The following is a 16,451-nucleotide window of genomic DNA, read 5'->3' as shown; positions in this document are numbered from 1 at the left end:
AGGTTTAAGAGTCTATAAAACCACGACGTTTTTTGTAGGCTTTACGGTCATAAGAAGGGATATTTGATTGCTGGAGATCAATCGCCAGTTGTTTCTTGCGTTGAAACTGAACTTCATTAAGAAGAGCAGCATAAATTTTGGGTCGGTCAGTTTTAAACTTATCTACATCTAATGGAATCTTATCTTCATTCTTGACAATGTATAGAACAGAGCCATTGCCATTTGTTTCATAAACCGTCCAACCAAGCCGCACAGCATAGAGTCCGGTTTTCTGATTTTTACCTAAATAAGATTTAAAACCATCGGGATGAGGGCGAACATAAGCATTCATCATGCATCCTCCATCATTTGATTTATTTGATGAAAGCGACAATCAATGAATTGATGGGGAGTGAGACATCATATTCAGTAAAATCACGATTTCTAGTTGTTTGTATATTGCTCAATTTTCAAATTTCAAGTGAGGCGGAAAGCAGTTATTTACTGAGTTATATACGCTCAAAAATATTAAAAAAAAGCTTATTTTTTTGAGTAATAAATTTTCAAGTTCATTCCTTGTAGGCAAAAAGAATAGCCCACTATTCCGTATTTGTGTGATCGGTTTTGCATATTTAAAATTGATGAAATCGTAAGTGAATTTAAGGTCAGTTTTAGTTAATTATTTGTTTTAAAAATAAATAATTAAGTTTTAATATTTCTTGTTACAACCATTTTGTCGACAATAGATGCACCTTTTTGACATATTTCGCCTAGCATAATTAAAGAGTTCGTTGCCTATGGTGTCATTTATGTTCATTGGACTTGTGGTCACCATTTTGTTGACTCCAGGCCCAACAAATACATTGTTAGCCTCTGCTGGAATACAGGCAGGAGTGAAGCAGTCTCTTAAACTTATTCCTGCTGAAGTGATGGGTTATCTCATTGCAATTACTTCATGGGGTATTTTACTTGAGTCCGTTTCACATTTTATTCCGTGGCTTCCACCTGTATTAAAGTTAATAAGTGCAACTTTTATTCTCTACCTTGCATTTAAACTTTGGACAACATCGACAAACGACATCAAATTAGACAATCCATTGATTACGCCTAAGGCTTTATTTGTCGCGACACTTTTAAATCCTAAAGCTTTACTCTTTGCTTCTGCTATTTTTCCACATGCAGCATGGGAAGTGTTTCACGTATATTTTATTCATATTGCTGTTTTTTTATCTTTAATTACACCCATTGCTTTTTTATGGATTGCTTTTGGAACCGTATTAATTTCAAACAAAGTAACTTGGTTAAACCAATGTAATTTACAACGTACGGCTGCATTTATTTTAACTTTTTTTGCTATGCCAATCGGCTATTCAGCGATTAGCTCATTTTAAACTTAACTCGTTATTTATATTAAAAAATTTAATTTTCAGGAGATTTTTATGAAAAGATTAAAAGTAATTATTAAGGACCAGTTTAACCAAGAAACGATTGCTTTGGCAAAAGTTCGACCTATGAATGACCACGCCCTTGAACTTCACAAAAGCGTTGAACATATTGAAATTGATGACGATATTATTTTGCCGAACATGGACTTGCTTTATGAAAACCCTAAAGACGGTAAAATTTATCAATTGATTGGAGCATTCAGCGAGGAATAGCTTTTAGCTAAGAAGTGCTGAAAATAAAGCCAAACTACGTAATAGACACAATTAAAATATTGAAGATACCCAATACTTGTGGGACTATGCTTTTGCAAAAATGTGACCTAATCCACATTTTTTGCATTTCAGGACTAAGTGGTTTTCACTAAGCCCATTCCTTCAATGAGAAGTAGGAATGGGCTTTTTTTATTGCAAATTATTCTTTAAATGTTTCATCTAAAGCTTGTTGAACGGCTTCTATACGGGATTTACATGCTTTATAAGCAGTAATCGACTCTTCAACAATCTTCATTAAATTATCAATATCTGGGCTTTCTTGAGACTCAAGTAGTTCTGCATTTTTTTTCAAAATGTCATGGCCGTCTTTAAACGTTAACTCTTCATTGTTCATTTGGAATTACCTGTGTAATGTTGGCTTCAATCACACCATCTTGCATTTCAATCGCAATGGCAGGGTTTGAAATTTGATGTATAGACCGAATCGCTTTTCCTTCGGATCTAACAATTGCATAGCCTTTGGCTTGAACTTGTTTCGGATTTTGTAAAAGGACTTCTTTCATTAATGATTCGATTTGAGTTAATGAAAATTTAACCTGTTGCTGTGAACTAAACTGAATACGCTCTTTCATTTGGTCGAGCAGGCGATGTGCCGAGTTAAGTTGACCTTGCGCCGAAGATTTAATCTGATGAAGTAGCTGATCATTCTTGCTTTGATAAGTCGTGATTTGATGCTGCGAAAGAAGCTTAATGGTTTGCAGACTATCGACGGCTTCTTGTACGCGTTCAACAATATGGTTACGGATGCCAGCAATCACTTTACTTGGCGTGTCGAATGAACGATGGGCAATTTCATCAAGAATAGTACGGTCTTTTTCATGACCAATACCGACCCAAATTGGTACAGTGCGTTTGCAGAGCAGGGCTGCAAGTTCATAATCATTTAAATAAGCCAGATCATTCACAGATCCGCCACCGCGAATAATTACAATAAGGTCTGGTGGAAATTTAAATGTGCTGGCCCATTGTCTTAAACCCGAACCTAAAGACTCAATCAAACTAGTTGCAGCGGTGTTCCCTTGAAAAGTAGCGGTGTGATACACAAAATGGCAAACGTTATTTCTCTCTAGAGCATCGGCATCTTTTTTAAAGTCACCTAGGCCCGCAGCATTTTGAGGAGCAATGACTAAAACATTTTGAATGTCAAAAGGAATAGGCAGGAGTTTGTTCTTGTTAATTAACCCTTCTTGCGTGAGGCGTTCAATAATTTGTTGATAACGTTTAGCAATTTCACCTAAGGTAAAGCTTGAATCAATCTCTTCAATATTGACCGAAAATCCATATTGAGGATCAAAACGCGCTCTAATTTTGATGAGCACATTTAAGTCGCTTGAAATCTCAATGCCAGTTTCACGTTCAAACTTTAAAACAATTTTACTGGCTGAAAACTTCCAGATCGTAGCTTTACAACTGGCAATGACTTTATCAGTCTCTGCATCTTTTTCTGCAAGCTCTAAATAGTAATGGCCGCCTTTAATATTTAAATTTCGAATCTCCGCTTTTACCCAGACTGGCTCATCAAAAGCCAAACGTATGACTTCCTGAACTGTGCCGAGATATTCACTAAGGGAAAACTGAGGTTCAGACATACGAACTAAAGATTAAAGGACCAATCTAGATAGTATAAAAGCCAACCAACCAAGGCAATTGCTGTCTATGAATATCGGGTTCTATTTAAAATAAATACAACAATTTAAAGAATTAAAAATTGGAAATTGATAGGGTTATTTAGACCAAACGGTTAAAATGAAAAATTAATAAAAAGATAATTCTTAATAATTACAACCGATTAAAAAATAAAGTTTGCTTTATGAAATATATGAGCGTATAAAGCTTACTTCCAATTGCGGGGTGGAGCAGTCTGGTAGCTCGTCGGGCTCATAACCCGAAGGTCGTTGGTTCAAATCCGGCCCCCGCAACCAAAATATTATGCTCTGTGATGTACCACTTTTCATAATGCGAAAATTATGAAAAGCAATTAGCTTATAAATAACCCAATATAAAGCTAAATATTAAATTCTAGACTGACTGTCCATACCTTAAATCTAGCGTTCTAATTAAATACCGTTAAATCACATGAGCTCAGTGATGAGTGAATGATTGTGAATATAGTAAATGAGTGGCAAATTGCCACATCCGTAAATGGCAATGAGATCAATGTGAGGATCGTTCCTCATGTGCGTAAGCAAAACTCTCAAGATGGTTATCGTTGGGTCGAAGTTGGTAAGAAAATTCAACTTCAATCTGGTGAAGAAATCGAATTAAACCAAGATGGTAAAAGCTTTTATGCTGGATTTAATCAGCTTTATCGTTTAACAACGTATTGTTGATAAAATGCTTGGCGCTAAAGCTAAAAAACCTATCTCCTTTAAAAGAGATAGGTTTTTTTATATCTATATGGATATAAAATAATTAAAATTATAAAAAGCAAAAACGTATTAAATTGATAGAATTATTATTTTAATTATATTTATAACGACCTTAACCCGCTCGCCAGAATTGACGCCCCATGACCTTAAAGTTCTTTCCATTTTCTTCGGTTACACGGCGGTCTCTAAATTTTTCATTCAAACTATGCAAAATTAAAGACCCATCAGCTTCTTTAAAAATTTGCTTAATCATTCCTTCGCCTGCAAAGTAAACCGCATAAATCTCGCCATCAATTACTTCAGTTTGGGAGATATCAATACCAACCAGATCTCCATCTTTAATGTAGTCTGTCATACTATCGCCTTTAGCTTTGATAATACGCATGCACTCTTGAGCAACCCGTTTTTCTTTAAAGAATGAAGCAGGGAAAGGAATTTTTCCATTAATTGCATCGAAGTGAAACTCAATAGACTCACCAGTACCACACGAAAAACTAGCTTCTACTACTTCAATCCATGCATATTGATCGGTGGATTCAGCACTCACAACAGTAGGGCTAAATACATCACTTTCTCTAAAAGCATCTTCTGTATTTCCAGTCGTTAACCAATAACCATCTACACCCAAAAACTGGGCAATAAGTGGAAGAAACGCAGATTTTAAATTTTTCCCAGACTCTAAAGCCTGATAGGCCGGCTGAGACATTTTTACAGCCTCAGCGACTTCAGCCTGAGTTTTTTTGGCTTTAATTCTAGAATCTTTTAAACGGTCTTTAAGAGCCATAACGGTTACACCAGCAAACTTATAACAAATATATAACTAAAGTTATATCGAGTAAAACAACTATAGTTATTGACTAATAATAACTATAGTTATAATATCAGTTATATCTTCAGATGAATAGATTAAGTTTAAATCGTATTTGAACCACTATTTATTGAATTATCAGCATGTTGAGATGAAAGCTAAATTTATTTTGTTTCTACAGGAGGCAAAATAGAAGGGAGATAGCTCAATTATTATTTACAGATAGGCTATCAAAACAAAAAATGGAATAAAAAAAAGCCCGATTCCGTGGATCAGGCTTAATGTTCGTCGATAAAGGGTATCAAGAACATGAAGAATTTAGCAAAGATTGTGAGTCGTAACAAAAGTTTCCGATATACGGCAAAGTCTTATTTGAACTTTTTGGTCAAAAAATTAAAGTTCGAAAAAGGCGTAAATGTAAGCGCTTTCATACTTTTTTACAATTTTAGAAAAAGGAATATCTACTTTTAAATGAATGCTTTAAATGCATACCGTTTAGTTCTTTAGGTTTGTTGTACCAGATGAAACGTTTTGAACACACATTTGTAGTCATAGCTTCGCTATATTGCTCAAAGAATGGATCAAAACTTCAAGAATAACAAACGATAAAGATGCCTTATTAAACGTGTGAGTTGGAGATAGTGAATGACTACAGCAATGCAGAACAGAGCTAAACAACTTAAAAATGCAAAACGTGGAGGATATGTCCCGACAATTGCAAAAGACGTAAACAAATACAAGGTACAAAAAATAAAAAGGGCGCTTGAAGAGGCAAAGCTAATTGCAAGTGAGCTTGAAGATGATGCATTCGAATTCGATGATCAAGTCTCAATGCAAAAAGCGATAGGTGCAATCACCGTGATTGAGTTGATTGAACAAGCCTTAAATAGTGCACACTAACAGGCTTTAGCATACAAACATTCTTTCTTGGACCCCTGAAATATGGGGTCAAGGATCAGTTCGTCTTGCAATTTAGCGCGGTTAAAAAAGCGTTAGTGTTTTTTATTGACTGTAATAAAGAAAACTAAGGGTATTGATGAAACCTGAAAAACAACAAGCGAGTAAGCGTGGTGAGTTTTCAAGTTTTACCCTTTAAAGCAGGACAAGATGATGAAAACAGTTCCAACAGGTGGTTTAGCCACATTTTTAGATTTTTATAGCATCGCAATTATGGTGGCTTTAGCAGTCAGCTTAGTTGTGGCAGTCGTGTTGATGATGCGTTTCCCTCGCTCACCACAAGAATGGATTGTTGGGCTGATATGCACAGTCGTTTCAAGCTTAACAGGTGGCTCATTTATTATCATGAAATGGAATCTACATGAATGGGTATCGGATATTTGGGGAATGATCACACTATGTGGATTCTTCTTTATTTGCGGTTTGCCAGGCTGGGCGATTGTGAGATGGATATTTAACTTCATCAATAAACAAGAAGGGAAAACGATTGTGGAAGTCATCAAAGACTTAAAAAAAGCGAAAGATGATCTGCAAAATAGCTAAAACAGTTTCAATGATATAGGTAAAATAAAATGAATATTGACCAATACTTAGAAGCAATCATAGACAGAGAAGGTGGATATATTAATCATCCATCAGACCATGGGCATGCCACCAAATTTGGCATTACCGAGGCAGTCGCTCGATCAAACGGATATCAAGGTGATATGAGAGATTTACCTTTAGCTGTGGCCAAGTCTATTTATAAACAACAATATTGGTTTGAACCCCAATTTGACCAGATCAATAAAATTAGCCCTGCTATTGCAGAAGAGTTACTTAATACGGCTATAAATTGTGGAGTCAACTTTGCTAAACCTTTATTACAACGTGCTCTAAATCTGCTAAATAAGCAGGGTGAGGAGAGCTGGCCAAATCTTACCTTAGATGGTCAATATGGACCTCGCACTATTCAAGCACTGAGTACATATTTGAACAGGCGTAATAAAGACGGAGAAACGGTCTTACTACGCGTTTTAAATATTATGCAAGGGCAGCACTATATCGAAATTACAGAGAAGAACCCAAATTACGAAGACTTCTTTTATGGATGGATCTTAAACAGGGTAGTGTTGTAAAAATTGTAGTTAGATAAAAATATGTTGATAGACAAAAGACTTGAAAAGCCTAACCATGAGTTGAGGCTTTTCAAATAATCATATGTCGAGTAATGATTTATTGTGCAATGAGTAAAACGGCAAGAAGAAAGAAAATAGCACCGCTAATTTTATTGAGTATAGAAAAATTATTTCCAGCCAACATCTTTTCTTTAAAAATTGAAGAGAAATTTGCATAGACCAAATGAATTAAGAAGCCAATAAAACAAAAGGTTAAAGATAGAACTAAAAACTGAGTTAAAATTTCTTTCTTGATATCAATAAATTGAGGGAATAGAGCAATAAAAAATACGATTGTTTTAGGGTTAAGCAAAGATGCAAGTAGGCCTTGATAAAAGAGTCTCGATTTACTTACATTTTTATCGCTTTGTTGATCAGTGATTAAATCTTGCGATGGCGTTTTTTTGCTGAAATTTTTATATCCAAGATACATTAAATAAAATGCACCAATAAATTTTAAAACCGTAAAAATAGTTGGGTTGCTGGTAATAATAAGACCTACACCACTAGCGGAAATTACAGCAATTACAAACATACCAATGATTAAGCCGCTAATACCGAATAAAGCAGTTTTAACACCATAATTGATTGAATTTGTGACAGTAAATAAAACGCCAGGTCCGGGGCTTAGGAGAGTAAGAAATGCAATTGTTATAAAGACTAAAAGACCGCTCACGCTGATATATCCTATTTATCAATGAGACAAGATTATGCGATTACTTTAAATGAGAAAATAAGTTATGTATACAGACAGTTATGTATATTTAAGCCTTAAATAGATTAAATGTTTAAAATATGCATTTTGATAAATAGATAGGGTAATAAAAAGCTTATTACTCAAAGCAACATAAACATACAACCCTAAAAGCAGGGGGTGTTAGTATGCTAAACCTATACCTCAAGAAATATACAGCATGACGAAAAAAGAACGGCAGTTTAAATCTGGCGAATTTCGATTTTCCTTTTTATCGTTTAAATATTGGGGTATATGGTTTTTAGCATTTATTCTGATGTGTTTTGCGATGTTACCTTGGGCAATTCAATGGCGTCTTGCCGATCTTTTATCAAAAATAGCATGGAAATCTTTAGGTTCAAGAAGAAAAACAACATTACGTAATTTAGAAGCCTGCTTTCCTGAAAAAACACCTATGCAAATTGAGGTGAAAGCCAAACAGGTTTTTGTAGATACTCTCACGGGTGTATTTGAAGCCTTAAATGCTTGGTACAGTCCAAACTGGTTTAAAAGCCGTGTTCACATAGATGGATTAGAGAATTTAACCAATAATCAGGAAAATGGCGTACTACTATTAGGCACCCATAGTACGCTTTTAGACGCTGGTGGAGCAGCTTGTACCTTATTTTTTAACATGGACGTGGTTTACAGACCTCAAAATAATCCCTTTTTAGATTTTCTAATTCATCGCAGCCGCGCAAGAGTCTATAAAAACCAGATTGCTCGAGACAACATGCGTGGACTTATCCAAAACCTTAAACATGGTCATGCTATATGGTATAGCCCAGATCAGGACTTTGGCTTAAAACAAGGTGTAATGGCCTCATTTTTCGGAATACAGGCGGCTACCGTGACCGCTCACCGTAGATTGATGGATATCTCAAAAGCAGCAGCAGTACCTTTATACTTTTATAGAAGTGGCGATATTAGAAACCCTCAATATCATGTTCTCGTGGAACCTAAATTAGAAAATTTTCCGAGTGGATGTGAAGTGAGTGATGCTGAAAGAGTCAACAAGATTATTGAGAATCAAATTCGTATTGCCCCTACGCAATACATGTGGTTCCATCGACGCTTTAAGACGCGCCCTGCTGGTGAAAAGAAATTTTATTGATGGTTTTTAGAGGGAAATAGCACTGATATGGGACTTCTTTCGATTAAAATGAAACAAAATTTGACTTTTAATTGAAAGGAATCTTAATTAAATCAATGTGAAAGGTGAATCGAGGAGTGGGTAGAATTTTTCTTGCTTTAATTATTTTGAATATCGATTGCAAATGCTTATGAAGCGTGTATTATCGAGCATAACTAACAAAATATTCTTGTCATAATAAATTTCTATTTTCGCAGTTTTATATTTATAATCCTTGGGTTTCTTCAGATATTTAATTTTTGACATCTATTTTTTAGTTAAATTGGTTTCCCAATAATAAGTTATAATATTTTAAGATTTAGGATATAACATATGTCTACTAGTACTGGTACAGTAAAATGGTTCAATGAAACTAAAGGTTTTGGTTTTATTGTGACTGATGAAGGTAAAGATATTTTTGCTCATTTTACTGATATTCAAACACAAGGTTTTAAAGTTCTATTAGAAGGTCAACGTGTTGAGTTTACCGTAGTACAAGGTAAAAAAGGCCCTCAAGCTTCAAATATTGTGATTCTTCAAAACTCATAAATAAAGCGTTTAATTGATTTAAATATATTATTTAAATAAAATATATTTAAGTCTAAAGCATTTTATTAGAGTTTAAAAAAGCCCACTTTAGTCTTGTGGGTTTTTTATAAGTTTTAATTCAACTTATATTTAAAAAAAAGAAGTATAAAAATACTCTTATCAAAGTGCTTCTAAATTTTTATGTTAAAATATAACGAATTAGGTGTATGGTATTAAAATGGATATTTGTATTGGTGGTATTTTTGACGGTCAGAAAATAGAAAACAATAATGATTTCTTTAAGGTTGAAGAGCATTATTCAGACAATAGTTCTAAATATATTAGGCAACACTTCCACTTGTTTGGACAAATTTTTAGCTTCTGGGTGTGTGAAGAGGTTGATTTAAGTCAAGCAATAAGAAAAGCAGAGAGTATTTTAAAGAAGAAAAAAGAAAGTATTTAAATAACTTAACTATATAAGGACTTTCTTTTATAAGCTTAATTAAATTACTTTTATATTCACTTAATTCTAAGTGTAGATTGTTTACAATATCATGCTAATACTTACATACTTTAAACAATTTATATGTGGTATTTACTATTCAAACTACTACATTAGGCTTAAGTTAAAGTAGTTTTATTTATTGCGCAAATAAAACAACGCCCACTTTATAATATATTTTATTAAAGTGGGTTCTTTATTCAGACGGTCATTATTAATTCAATATTCATAATTAAACTATAGATAATATTCATTGTTATAAGCCTCTCTTAAGAAAGGAAAACATTTTAAATGTTAAATGCAGTACATCCTAATATTTGCTTTATCGGTAGTAGTAATTTAGCTTTAGCATTAATAGGAGGGTTAGTTTTAAAAGGATTTCAAAAAGAAAAAATACATTTGATTGAAGAGAAAAAAATTAATGATACACAGGCATTAAAGCAAAAAGAAAATGGTTTAAAAAAAGCTGACATTGTTGTGTTGTTACTCGATCCAAAACAATTAAAAGAGACAGTTGCGCCGTTTAAAAAATGGTTAGCAAATAAGATTATTGTTTCTATGATGGCAGGGATTGATATTGCGCATCTATCCAGTTTTACAGGTTCAAAGAAAATCGTTCGTGTGATTTCAAATCCACCTGTGCTTACGCATACGGGCACTCACGTGCTTATTGCTTCAGAGCAAATGGACCAGCTTGATAAAGACTTAATTGAAACCTTGTATTCTGCAACGGGCCAGACTTTTTGGGCGCCGTCTGAAACACAAACTGATGCCATTATTGCTTTATCAGGTTCAGGGCCAGCTTACTTTTTCTATATTTTAGATAGCATGATTAAGACGGGTGTTTCATTAGGCCTAGATAAACAATTTGCCTTAGATCTTGCGCTTCAAGCAGCTACTGGCGCAGTCGAAATGATTCGTAAAAGTAATGTTCCACCAGCGGAGTTATGTGGAAAGGTCACTTTAGCCAACGGGATTACCGAATCTGCTTTACAAATGTTTGAATTAGGCAATGTGTCTGATGATATACGTTTAGCAATGAGGGCCGCATATCATCGTAGCAAAGAAATTACTTCAGAAATTATTTCTGAGGCTCGTTAACTCTTCTTTAGCAAATTAGGCCTTTAAAAAGTATTCCCAAATAATGAAACCTAAGCCAAACCCAATAAAAGAGTAGAGAGTAATAATAAAGAATACAAAACTGGCCTTATTTTTTTTCTTCAAAATGTTCATGGCGATGCCTCCAATTCAGATTAATTTTATTATGGAGATGAGGAGGCTGTAATCATAGATACAGAATTTTTTAAAAAAAATATAACAGAGCCTAAATCTGTTATGGTTTAAGCCGCTTAACTGAATAAGAAGTTTTGAATCAATAGTTTAAGTCGATGCGCTATAGGCCTTATACCTTTTATTCAATTAACATTAAATCGGCGGTATTGGCAGATTTAAGAGGGCGTAGGGCAAAGGTCGAACGGGTGTGTCGAATTCCCTTAATTGAATAGAGTTTTTTTCGTAAAAACCGTTCGTAATGGTCAGCATCTTTTACTGCTACTTTCACCAAATAATCATAATCACCTGTAACCAGATGCGCTTCTACAACTTCAGGTATGTCAGCTAATGCTTCGCTGAAATTTTCCAGCATTTCATCGTCATGGCGTTCTAAAGTAATTTCTATAAAAAATACTTCATGAATACCAATCGCTTTTGGGTTTACGTTTACCGTATAGCCTTCAATAATTTTTAAAGTTTCCAGACGTTTTAGTCGTGTCCAGCATGGTGAAGATGAAAGACCGACTTCTTCTGCTAATTGAGCAACGGTTAGACGGCCATTACCGCGTAAGGCAGATAAAATTTTCCGATCTATACGATCTAGTGTGTATTCTGTTCTGTTCAAAATATAAACCAAAGAAGAATCTTCTGATAAAATTAAATATACTTCATTTTTATGCTGCAAATATTTAAAAATATTAAAAAATACAGGAAACATTTTGAGTTAAAGGTACATACACTAGTTCTATGCATCGAACTCTCTGGATAAGGGTTGTGATGGAGCAAAGAGCACTGTTTCAGTAAGGGTGACTAAACAGTGCTCTTTGCGGATCTCTTCTGAGTTCTTAAATCTATTGTTAAAGAATAGAATTCTCTAATTTGTTAATTGCTATTTCTAGCTGATCATAATGGTGAATCTGTTTATCTGCTAAAGGATAATCAATGGAAGGATCAGGATGGAAAAAGATCGTTTTCATTCCAGCTTTGTTAGCACCTTCAATATCGGCCTTCGGATTATCACCTACAAAAATACATTCATTAGGGATAAAGCCAAGCTCTTTACATGCATGCTCAAATATTCGTATATCGGGTTTTCGTAAGCCTATAGCTTCTGAAACAATAATTGTAGAAAAAAATTCCTTAAGACCTAGTGCATAAAAGTTATTTTCTTGAAAAGGGGATTTCCCATTAGAAATTAAGCCTAATTTATATCCTTTGTTATAAAGATTTTGAATTGTTTCAGGAACTCTTTCAAATGAAGAGGAAAACTTGTTAAAGTCATTAACATAGAAGTTAAGCAAGGTCTCGACGTTAAAATTTTTGATATTAAATTCGTTAAGCAATTGGGTATAAACCAAGTCTTTCCAAACATTTCCATTATTATCTAATTCAATAAAGCGAGTGATAAAGTCTTGCTTATTCTTCTGTGATACCAATTGGAAAAAGTTTACTTGCCATTCAACAAATTTTTTAAGTGACGTATTTCTGTCAAGTAGAGTCTGATCTAAATCAAATAAAATGGCTTTTAGCATTTTCTGTTTTTGTAGAATTTTTAGATAAAGCCAGTATAGCTGTCTATTGAATTTAAGGATTTTAAAATTTTGTGTTTACTGTGTATTAAAATAAATTAAATAATAACTTTTATTTATCAATTGAAGAAAAACTAATCATTATTTTTTATCTAAATTTTCCTTTATGGTGATTTCATTGCAAAGTAGGAAGCAAGGTTATGATCACCCAGCACGATATAAACCAAAAACAATATCAAAATAAATCTTTAGACTATTTGAATAGCCAAGCTCACTCTGAAGGAATTGAATTTAATAAATTTATTCATGAAATTCAGAAATATGAAAAGGCTGTCGTTCTAGATTTAGGCTGTGGTGGTGGTCATGTCTCTTATAATGTTGCTCCACATGCTGACCTAGTCTTTGCCTACGATTTATCTCATGAAATGTTAGACACAGTGTCTAAGGCAGCTAGCCAGCGCAAATTAAAAAACATCTTTGTGCAGCAGGGCATTGCTGAAGACATGCCTTTTAGTGATCAGCAGTTTGATGTCGTGATTAGCCGATATTCAGCTCATCACTGGCAGCATGTTCCGACGGCCATGAAAGAAGTAAACCGTGTTCTTAAGCCAGATGGCATTGTTATTTTTGTAGACATTATTAGTTCTAGCTCACCTATATTAGATACGTTTTTACAGACGATCGAAACGATTCGAGACCCGAGTCACGTAAGAAACTATAGTGTGAAAGAGTGGGTTTATTTTATCGAAGATGCAGGCTTTGACTTAGTAGCTTTAGACAAGCAAACGCTTTCATTAGACTTTGATAGTTGGGTAAAGCGTATGAAAACTCCTGAAGATCAAGTTAAAACTTTACGCTATTTGCAGGAAGGTTCATCTGACCTCGTTAAGAAGTATTTCAAAATTCAAAATGACGGTAGCTTCGAAAGCCATGTGGGTTATTTTGTCTTTAAGAAGTTAGGGTTTTAAAGTGCTAATGAGTAAGGGTTTTAGTCGATAAGAAAGGAATGAAATATCACTAAAACTCTTTACTTGAATAACTTGGATTATATTAAAGAAGATTAAAAAAAATTTAATATCATTTATTTGATAAAAGTTAATCACACAATTTTTTTAAGGTGATTAAGTATTCAAAAGGGAGGAGGATTTATCTAATTTCCTTATTATTAATAGACACTTATAAGTAATTATTATTTAATACGCTCGCAACATTATCACTAATACTTTTAATAACTTTATCGGGGAAATAATGCGTAATATTTTAGTAACAGTTTTCACTTTATTGGTAGCAACATCAGTTTATGCTGAACAAGAGCCTAAAACTTATATACAGCGAACAACTTGCGAGAGAACAGTACAGCTACATGGTTTTTTAAGCCGTGCTCAACTTGATTGTAATTATCACTATACTTCACAAGAATTAGTTCATGAATCTGACAAATGTACTAAACATGAACTAGGTGAAAAATATGGTAGAGAAGTTATGAGATTAGGTATGGACCAATTTGAAGCACGCAAGAGAGGAGATATGAAAGGCCAATTATGTAGTACGGTTTTAAAAGAGTTTCCAAATTATATTAAAAAATAAAATAAGGTTTTAAAGACCTCTTCTAGCAAGCCGATAAAATGGATTTAATTATTCATTTTATCGGTGTATCACCCTATATAATTTGCCAATTAAACCAGATAATAAACTTTAAGAATTCACCGAATATCACATTGACACTTGAAATCTCTCTTATTATTCTTCATTTCAGGATGAGAGAGGGACGCTTAATGCGTGCTGATTCTTGTGTGTCAGTCTGTCAACCCTTTCTCGTTCTATCATTATGATTCAACGAAGCGGATAAATTATTTTTAAAAATTGTCTGAATAATATTTGTAGCTTTTGAAAAATTATTAAAAGAAATAACCTTTCTCGAGAGTTGATTATTACTACTCAGAAATTTTTCTAAACGTTTATCAAAACTATGTGAAAACTGAATCAATTCGATTGTGTTTTTTAGAGTCTCTTTAGGGCTTTTACCTGTAACTACAGACTTTAGGTAACGTTGAAGTAGCCTTGTTGTTCTTAAATAAAGAGGTACTTCCATCTTTAAAATTAAAGAGCACTCAAGAAGTAGTGGAAGTAACCGTTTATCGTAAGCTCCCTCTACAATCCAACTATCTTGTAAGGTGATTTGTTTAATACCCAATGAGATAGTTTCTTCGGAATTTTTTACAAATTCAGTTCCACTTAAGTCCCAATAGACTTCATCAAATGCATGAGCAGGTATCTTTAATTCTTTAGCTAATTTCTTGGCGACAGTTGTTTTACCAGCACCAGAAGGGCCTACAATACAAATTTTCATGGTTTATCTTTTTAAAGGGATATATCAACAAACTAGTTATAAATCGAAACTAGACTAAAGTTTATAAGTTACTCATCTGTTTTATCAAAGCTTAAGAATTTTCTTTTGTACAATAAAAACTCAATTATAATTCCAACTTGAAGGAAATAAACTCATGAAAAAAATTTTATTCATTTGTCTAATCGGTTTAGCAGTGACACAGGTTAATGCTCATTCTGGAGGTACAAATTCTAAAGGATGCCATACCAATAGTAAAACTGGTGACCATCATTGTCATTAAATAAGGGTATGAAAGAGTAAGCTGACTTCTGGTTTATTCTTTTTAATATCTTTAGTTTTATATTTTTTATGAATAATAAGAGGAAAAAGAATGGAAATGGTATTAGGAGTATTGGGCCTATTGGTTTTATTTTTAATATTAAGTAAAAAGCATAAGAAGAAAAATCTCAGTGGTGAAAGATCAATAGTCTATTTGGTTGATATTGTTGGGGAGCAATCTTATCAAGCAAATTTAAGAAAGATTGCTGGGCCTAAACAAGAAAATTCAAAATATGTAGAAGTAATGGCTAGAGTTGTTTCTGAACCTTTTAATGCTTATGACAAGAACGCAGTTAAAATTGAAATTAATGGTTTAACAGTTGGCTATTTAAGTAGGGATGATGCCAAACTATTAGCTGGTAAAGTGATAAATAAGACTGTGCCAGCTTTAATTAATGGTGGTTGGCTTGATAACGATAGTGAAGGTAGCTATGGCGTAAAACTCGGTATTCAAAGTCTTAATGAATTAATATAACGAAGTGCATTTTTAAGTTTACCTTACATTGTTAAATCTAAAAAAATAAAAGTATCCTCTAAGGTATTAATAAATCTTTTTTCTCATGTTTTTAAAGCTTTATTTCTAGCCAATATCACATTGACACCTAAAACCCCTCCGATTATGCTTTGCCTGCTGGCCTACATCGCCAGTCGGCTTTGACAGGCCGTATACCCAAAGCACACGAAAAAGTCTTTCTTTTTTGTGGGCATCCCTGCGTGCCCCCTCTGCGGCGGAACGGGAGGGGGACACCTTCGGGTGTGCTGATCTTTTGGGTATCAGTCTGTCAACCTTCTCTCGTTTCGCCACCATTATTTGACAGTAATGTGGTGAAGCTTCTTTATTACCCAAAGGAGTCCGCTCATGCGTACTATTTCTTCTCATTTATTGGTCTTTGCCAAACTCTCTCTATCCATACCTCTTGAACAGTCTATAAAACGGTTTAACCGACTCTAGGTTTTCTACAACCTTAGCTCGTTACGACTAAAAAATCATAGCAACAATAAAACCTGAGATAGCTTAGGCACATTTTTGTGCTGCTTTTGCATGCCTGTTTTTAGCATTCATTTTAAGAGTGACGGCATTTCTATCTCATTTACATAC

23 protein-coding genes and 1 tRNA gene are annotated in these 16,451 nt (G+C 33.9%); 15 read left to right on the top strand and 9 right to left on the bottom strand.

Features of this window, described 5'->3' with window-relative positions; all coding sequences use genetic code 11:
• Positions 1-4: 4 nt before the first annotated feature.
• On the bottom strand, positions 5-334 hold the full coding sequence (locus AC1PJP_RS18950; RefSeq protein WP_004793585.1) for a hypothetical protein: 330 nt from the start codon (positions 332-334) through the stop codon (positions 5-7).
• Between the two features lie 442 nt (positions 335-776).
• Between AC1PJP_RS18950 and AC1PJP_RS18945 the strand changes: the two genes are divergently transcribed.
• Together AC1PJP_RS18945 and AC1PJP_RS18940 are read left to right on the top strand one after the other, a co-directional pair.
• Positions 777-1,370 carry a LysE family translocator gene (locus AC1PJP_RS18945; RefSeq protein WP_479768147.1) on the top strand — a complete coding sequence of 198 codons (594 nt, stop codon included), beginning with the start codon at positions 777-779 and terminating at the stop codon, positions 1,368-1,370.
• A gap of 48 nt (positions 1,371-1,418) precedes the next feature.
• On the top strand, positions 1,419-1,637 hold the full coding sequence (locus AC1PJP_RS18940; RefSeq protein WP_004793583.1) for a hypothetical protein: 219 nt from the start codon (positions 1,419-1,421) through the stop codon (positions 1,635-1,637).
• Between the two features lie 199 nt (positions 1,638-1,836).
• Here the strand turns inward: AC1PJP_RS18940 and xseB are convergent, their stop codons facing one another.
• The gene (gene xseB, locus AC1PJP_RS18935; RefSeq protein ID WP_004793582.1) at positions 1,837-2,031 is read right to left on the bottom strand and encodes an exodeoxyribonuclease VII small subunit; all 195 of its coding nucleotides are present in this window, start codon (positions 2,029-2,031) and stop codon (positions 1,837-1,839) included.
• The gene (gene xseA, locus AC1PJP_RS18930; RefSeq protein ID WP_479768146.1) at positions 2,021-3,286 is read right to left on the bottom strand and encodes an exodeoxyribonuclease VII large subunit; all 1,266 of its coding nucleotides are present in this window, start codon (positions 3,284-3,286) and stop codon (positions 2,021-2,023) included. Before xseA ends, xseB begins: the two co-directional genes overlap by 11 nt.
• Before the next feature lie 256 nt (positions 3,287-3,542).
• Here xseA and AC1PJP_RS18925 point away from each other — a divergent pair.
• Positions 3,543-3,619, top strand: a tRNA-Met gene (locus AC1PJP_RS18925).
• Between the two features lie 174 nt (positions 3,620-3,793).
• Positions 3,794-4,027: a hypothetical protein gene (locus AC1PJP_RS18920; protein WP_004793577.1), complete on the top strand. Its 234-nt coding sequence runs from the start codon at positions 3,794-3,796 to the stop codon at positions 4,025-4,027.
• A 151-nt stretch (positions 4,028-4,178) separates the two neighbouring features.
• Here AC1PJP_RS18920 and AC1PJP_RS18915 read toward each other — a convergent pair whose 3' ends face one another.
• Complete coding sequence (locus AC1PJP_RS18915) at positions 4,179-4,850, bottom strand: XRE family transcriptional regulator (protein WP_005303661.1); 672 nt, start codon at positions 4,848-4,850, stop codon at positions 4,179-4,181.
• A 669-nt stretch (positions 4,851-5,519) separates the two neighbouring features.
• On the opposite strand from AC1PJP_RS18915, the gene AC1PJP_RS18910 reads away from it, so the two are divergent.
• The 3 genes from AC1PJP_RS18910 to AC1PJP_RS18900 all read left to right on the top strand — a co-directional run bounded on the left by AC1PJP_RS18910 (position 5,520) and on the right by AC1PJP_RS18900 (position 6,949).
• The gene (locus AC1PJP_RS18910) at positions 5,520-5,774 is read left to right on the top strand and encodes a hypothetical protein (RefSeq protein ID WP_005303662.1); all 255 of its coding nucleotides are present in this window, start codon (positions 5,520-5,522) and stop codon (positions 5,772-5,774) included.
• Positions 5,775-5,984: 210 nt separating this feature from the next.
• Entirely contained in the window at positions 5,985-6,374 is a 390-nt protein-coding gene (locus AC1PJP_RS18905; protein ID WP_005303665.1) for a hypothetical protein, read from the top strand.
• Between the two features lie 29 nt (positions 6,375-6,403).
• Positions 6,404-6,949 carry a glycoside hydrolase family 108 protein gene (locus tag AC1PJP_RS18900; protein WP_479768143.1) on the top strand — a complete coding sequence of 182 codons (546 nt, stop codon included), beginning with the start codon at positions 6,404-6,406 and terminating at the stop codon, positions 6,947-6,949.
• 97 nt (positions 6,950-7,046) lie between these two features.
• On the opposite strand, the gene AC1PJP_RS18895 is transcribed toward AC1PJP_RS18900, so the two are convergent.
• The gene (locus AC1PJP_RS18895; RefSeq protein WP_013198450.1) at positions 7,047-7,664 is read right to left on the bottom strand and encodes a LysE family translocator; all 618 of its coding nucleotides are present in this window, start codon (positions 7,662-7,664) and stop codon (positions 7,047-7,049) included.
• 238 nt (positions 7,665-7,902) lie between these two features.
• Here AC1PJP_RS18895 and AC1PJP_RS18890 point away from each other — a divergent pair, with 238 nt between their 5' ends.
• The 4 genes from AC1PJP_RS18890 (at position 7,903) to AC1PJP_RS18875 (ending at position 10,984) form a co-directional block, all read left to right on the top strand.
• The gene (locus tag AC1PJP_RS18890) at positions 7,903-8,835 is read left to right on the top strand and encodes an LpxL/LpxP family acyltransferase (protein ID WP_013198449.1); all 933 of its coding nucleotides are present in this window, start codon (positions 7,903-7,905) and stop codon (positions 8,833-8,835) included.
• A 351-nt stretch (positions 8,836-9,186) separates the two neighbouring features.
• Entirely contained in the window at positions 9,187-9,402 is a 216-nt protein-coding gene (locus tag AC1PJP_RS18885) for a cold-shock protein (RefSeq protein WP_005303678.1), read from the top strand.
• 217 nt (positions 9,403-9,619) lie between these two features.
• Complete coding sequence (locus AC1PJP_RS18880) at positions 9,620-9,844, top strand: hypothetical protein (protein WP_479768141.1); 225 nt, start codon at positions 9,620-9,622, stop codon at positions 9,842-9,844.
• A 330-nt stretch (positions 9,845-10,174) separates the two neighbouring features.
• Complete coding sequence (locus AC1PJP_RS18875; protein WP_479768139.1) at positions 10,175-10,984, top strand: pyrroline-5-carboxylate reductase family protein; 810 nt, start codon at positions 10,175-10,177, stop codon at positions 10,982-10,984.
• A 15-nt stretch (positions 10,985-10,999) separates the two neighbouring features.
• Here the strand turns inward: AC1PJP_RS18875 and AC1PJP_RS18870 are convergent, their stop codons facing one another.
• The 3 genes from AC1PJP_RS18870 to AC1PJP_RS18860 form a co-directional block, all read right to left on the bottom strand.
• Complete coding sequence (locus AC1PJP_RS18870; RefSeq protein ID WP_004793556.1) at positions 11,000-11,116, bottom strand: hypothetical protein; 117 nt, start codon at positions 11,114-11,116, stop codon at positions 11,000-11,002.
• Between the two features lie 178 nt (positions 11,117-11,294).
• Positions 11,295-11,780, bottom strand: coding sequence for an Lrp/AsnC family transcriptional regulator (locus tag AC1PJP_RS18865; RefSeq protein ID WP_031945309.1), 486 nt, complete (start codon positions 11,778-11,780; stop codon positions 11,295-11,297).
• Positions 11,781-12,012: 232 nt separating this feature from the next.
• Positions 12,013-12,687 carry an HAD family hydrolase gene (locus AC1PJP_RS18860; RefSeq protein WP_479768133.1) on the bottom strand — a complete coding sequence of 225 codons (675 nt, stop codon included), beginning with the start codon at positions 12,685-12,687 and terminating at the stop codon, positions 12,013-12,015.
• 197 nt (positions 12,688-12,884) lie between these two features.
• Between AC1PJP_RS18860 and AC1PJP_RS18855 the strand changes: the two genes are divergently transcribed.
• Entirely contained in the window at positions 12,885-13,652 is a 768-nt protein-coding gene (locus AC1PJP_RS18855) for a class I SAM-dependent methyltransferase (RefSeq protein WP_151823266.1), read from the top strand.
• 280 nt (positions 13,653-13,932) lie between these two features.
• Entirely contained in the window at positions 13,933-14,271 is a 339-nt protein-coding gene (locus AC1PJP_RS18850) for a hypothetical protein (RefSeq protein WP_151768479.1), read from the top strand.
• Positions 14,272-14,488: 217 nt separating this feature from the next.
• On the opposite strand, the gene AC1PJP_RS18845 is transcribed toward AC1PJP_RS18850, so the two are convergent.
• A complete protein-coding gene (locus AC1PJP_RS18845; RefSeq protein ID WP_479768131.1) occupies positions 14,489-15,034 on the bottom strand; it encodes an AAA family ATPase in 546 nt (181 codons plus the stop codon).
• 154 nt (positions 15,035-15,188) lie between these two features.
• Between AC1PJP_RS18845 and AC1PJP_RS18840 the strand changes: the two genes are divergently transcribed.
• Together AC1PJP_RS18840 and AC1PJP_RS18835 are read left to right on the top strand one after the other, a co-directional pair.
• Positions 15,189-15,314, top strand: a complete 126-nt coding sequence (locus tag AC1PJP_RS18840) for a YHYH domain-containing protein (RefSeq protein ID WP_094030692.1) — start codon at positions 15,189-15,191, stop codon at positions 15,312-15,314.
• A gap of 90 nt (positions 15,315-15,404) precedes the next feature.
• Complete coding sequence (locus tag AC1PJP_RS18835; RefSeq protein WP_479768129.1) at positions 15,405-15,827, top strand: hypothetical protein; 423 nt, start codon at positions 15,405-15,407, stop codon at positions 15,825-15,827.
• The last annotated feature ends 624 nt before the right edge of the window (positions 15,828-16,451 follow it).

Source organism: Acinetobacter sp. V116_7, from assembly GCF_056735735.1.
This window is presented reverse-complemented; position numbering and strand designations above follow the sequence as displayed.

Excerpts from the sequence above, each read along its gene's own strand:
- AC1PJP_RS18950 (WP_004793585.1), bottom strand. The coding sequence starts at position 334 with ATGATGAATGCTTATGTTCGCCCTCATCCCGATGGTTTTAAATCTTAT.
- AC1PJP_RS18945 (WP_479768147.1), top strand. The coding sequence starts at position 777 with ATGGTGTCATTTATGTTCATTGGACTTGTGGTCACCATTTTGTTGACT.
- AC1PJP_RS18940 (WP_004793583.1), top strand. The coding sequence starts at position 1,419 with ATGAAAAGATTAAAAGTAATTATTAAGGACCAGTTTAACCAAGAAACG.
- xseB (WP_004793582.1), bottom strand. The coding sequence starts at position 2,031 with ATGAACAATGAAGAGTTAACGTTTAAAGACGGCCATGACATTTTGAAA.
- xseA (WP_479768146.1), bottom strand. The coding sequence starts at position 3,286 with ATGTCTGAACCTCAGTTTTCCCTTAGTGAATATCTCGGCACAGTTCAG.
- AC1PJP_RS18920 (WP_004793577.1), top strand. The coding sequence starts at position 3,794 with ATGATTGTGAATATAGTAAATGAGTGGCAAATTGCCACATCCGTAAAT.
- AC1PJP_RS18915 (WP_005303661.1), bottom strand. The coding sequence starts at position 4,850 with ATGGCTCTTAAAGACCGTTTAAAAGATTCTAGAATTAAAGCCAAAAAA.
- AC1PJP_RS18910 (WP_005303662.1), top strand. The coding sequence starts at position 5,520 with ATGACTACAGCAATGCAGAACAGAGCTAAACAACTTAAAAATGCAAAA.
- AC1PJP_RS18905 (WP_005303665.1), top strand. The coding sequence starts at position 5,985 with ATGAAAACAGTTCCAACAGGTGGTTTAGCCACATTTTTAGATTTTTAT.
- AC1PJP_RS18900 (WP_479768143.1), top strand. The coding sequence starts at position 6,404 with ATGAATATTGACCAATACTTAGAAGCAATCATAGACAGAGAAGGTGGA.
- AC1PJP_RS18890 (WP_013198449.1), top strand. The coding sequence starts at position 7,903 with ATGACGAAAAAAGAACGGCAGTTTAAATCTGGCGAATTTCGATTTTCC.
- AC1PJP_RS18885 (WP_005303678.1), top strand. The coding sequence starts at position 9,187 with ATGTCTACTAGTACTGGTACAGTAAAATGGTTCAATGAAACTAAAGGT.
- AC1PJP_RS18880 (WP_479768141.1), top strand. The coding sequence starts at position 9,620 with ATGGATATTTGTATTGGTGGTATTTTTGACGGTCAGAAAATAGAAAAC.
- AC1PJP_RS18875 (WP_479768139.1), top strand. The coding sequence starts at position 10,175 with ATGTTAAATGCAGTACATCCTAATATTTGCTTTATCGGTAGTAGTAAT.
- AC1PJP_RS18870 (WP_004793556.1), bottom strand. The coding sequence starts at position 11,116 with ATGAACATTTTGAAGAAAAAAAATAAGGCCAGTTTTGTATTCTTTATT.
- AC1PJP_RS18860 (WP_479768133.1), bottom strand. The coding sequence starts at position 12,687 with ATGCTAAAAGCCATTTTATTTGATTTAGATCAGACTCTACTTGACAGA.
- AC1PJP_RS18855 (WP_151823266.1), top strand. The coding sequence starts at position 12,885 with ATGATCACCCAGCACGATATAAACCAAAAACAATATCAAAATAAATCT.
- AC1PJP_RS18850 (WP_151768479.1), top strand. The coding sequence starts at position 13,933 with ATGCGTAATATTTTAGTAACAGTTTTCACTTTATTGGTAGCAACATCA.
- AC1PJP_RS18845 (WP_479768131.1), bottom strand. The coding sequence starts at position 15,034 with ATGAAAATTTGTATTGTAGGCCCTTCTGGTGCTGGTAAAACAACTGTC.
- AC1PJP_RS18840 (WP_094030692.1), top strand. The coding sequence starts at position 15,189 with ATGAAAAAAATTTTATTCATTTGTCTAATCGGTTTAGCAGTGACACAG.
- AC1PJP_RS18835 (WP_479768129.1), top strand. The coding sequence starts at position 15,405 with ATGGAAATGGTATTAGGAGTATTGGGCCTATTGGTTTTATTTTTAATA.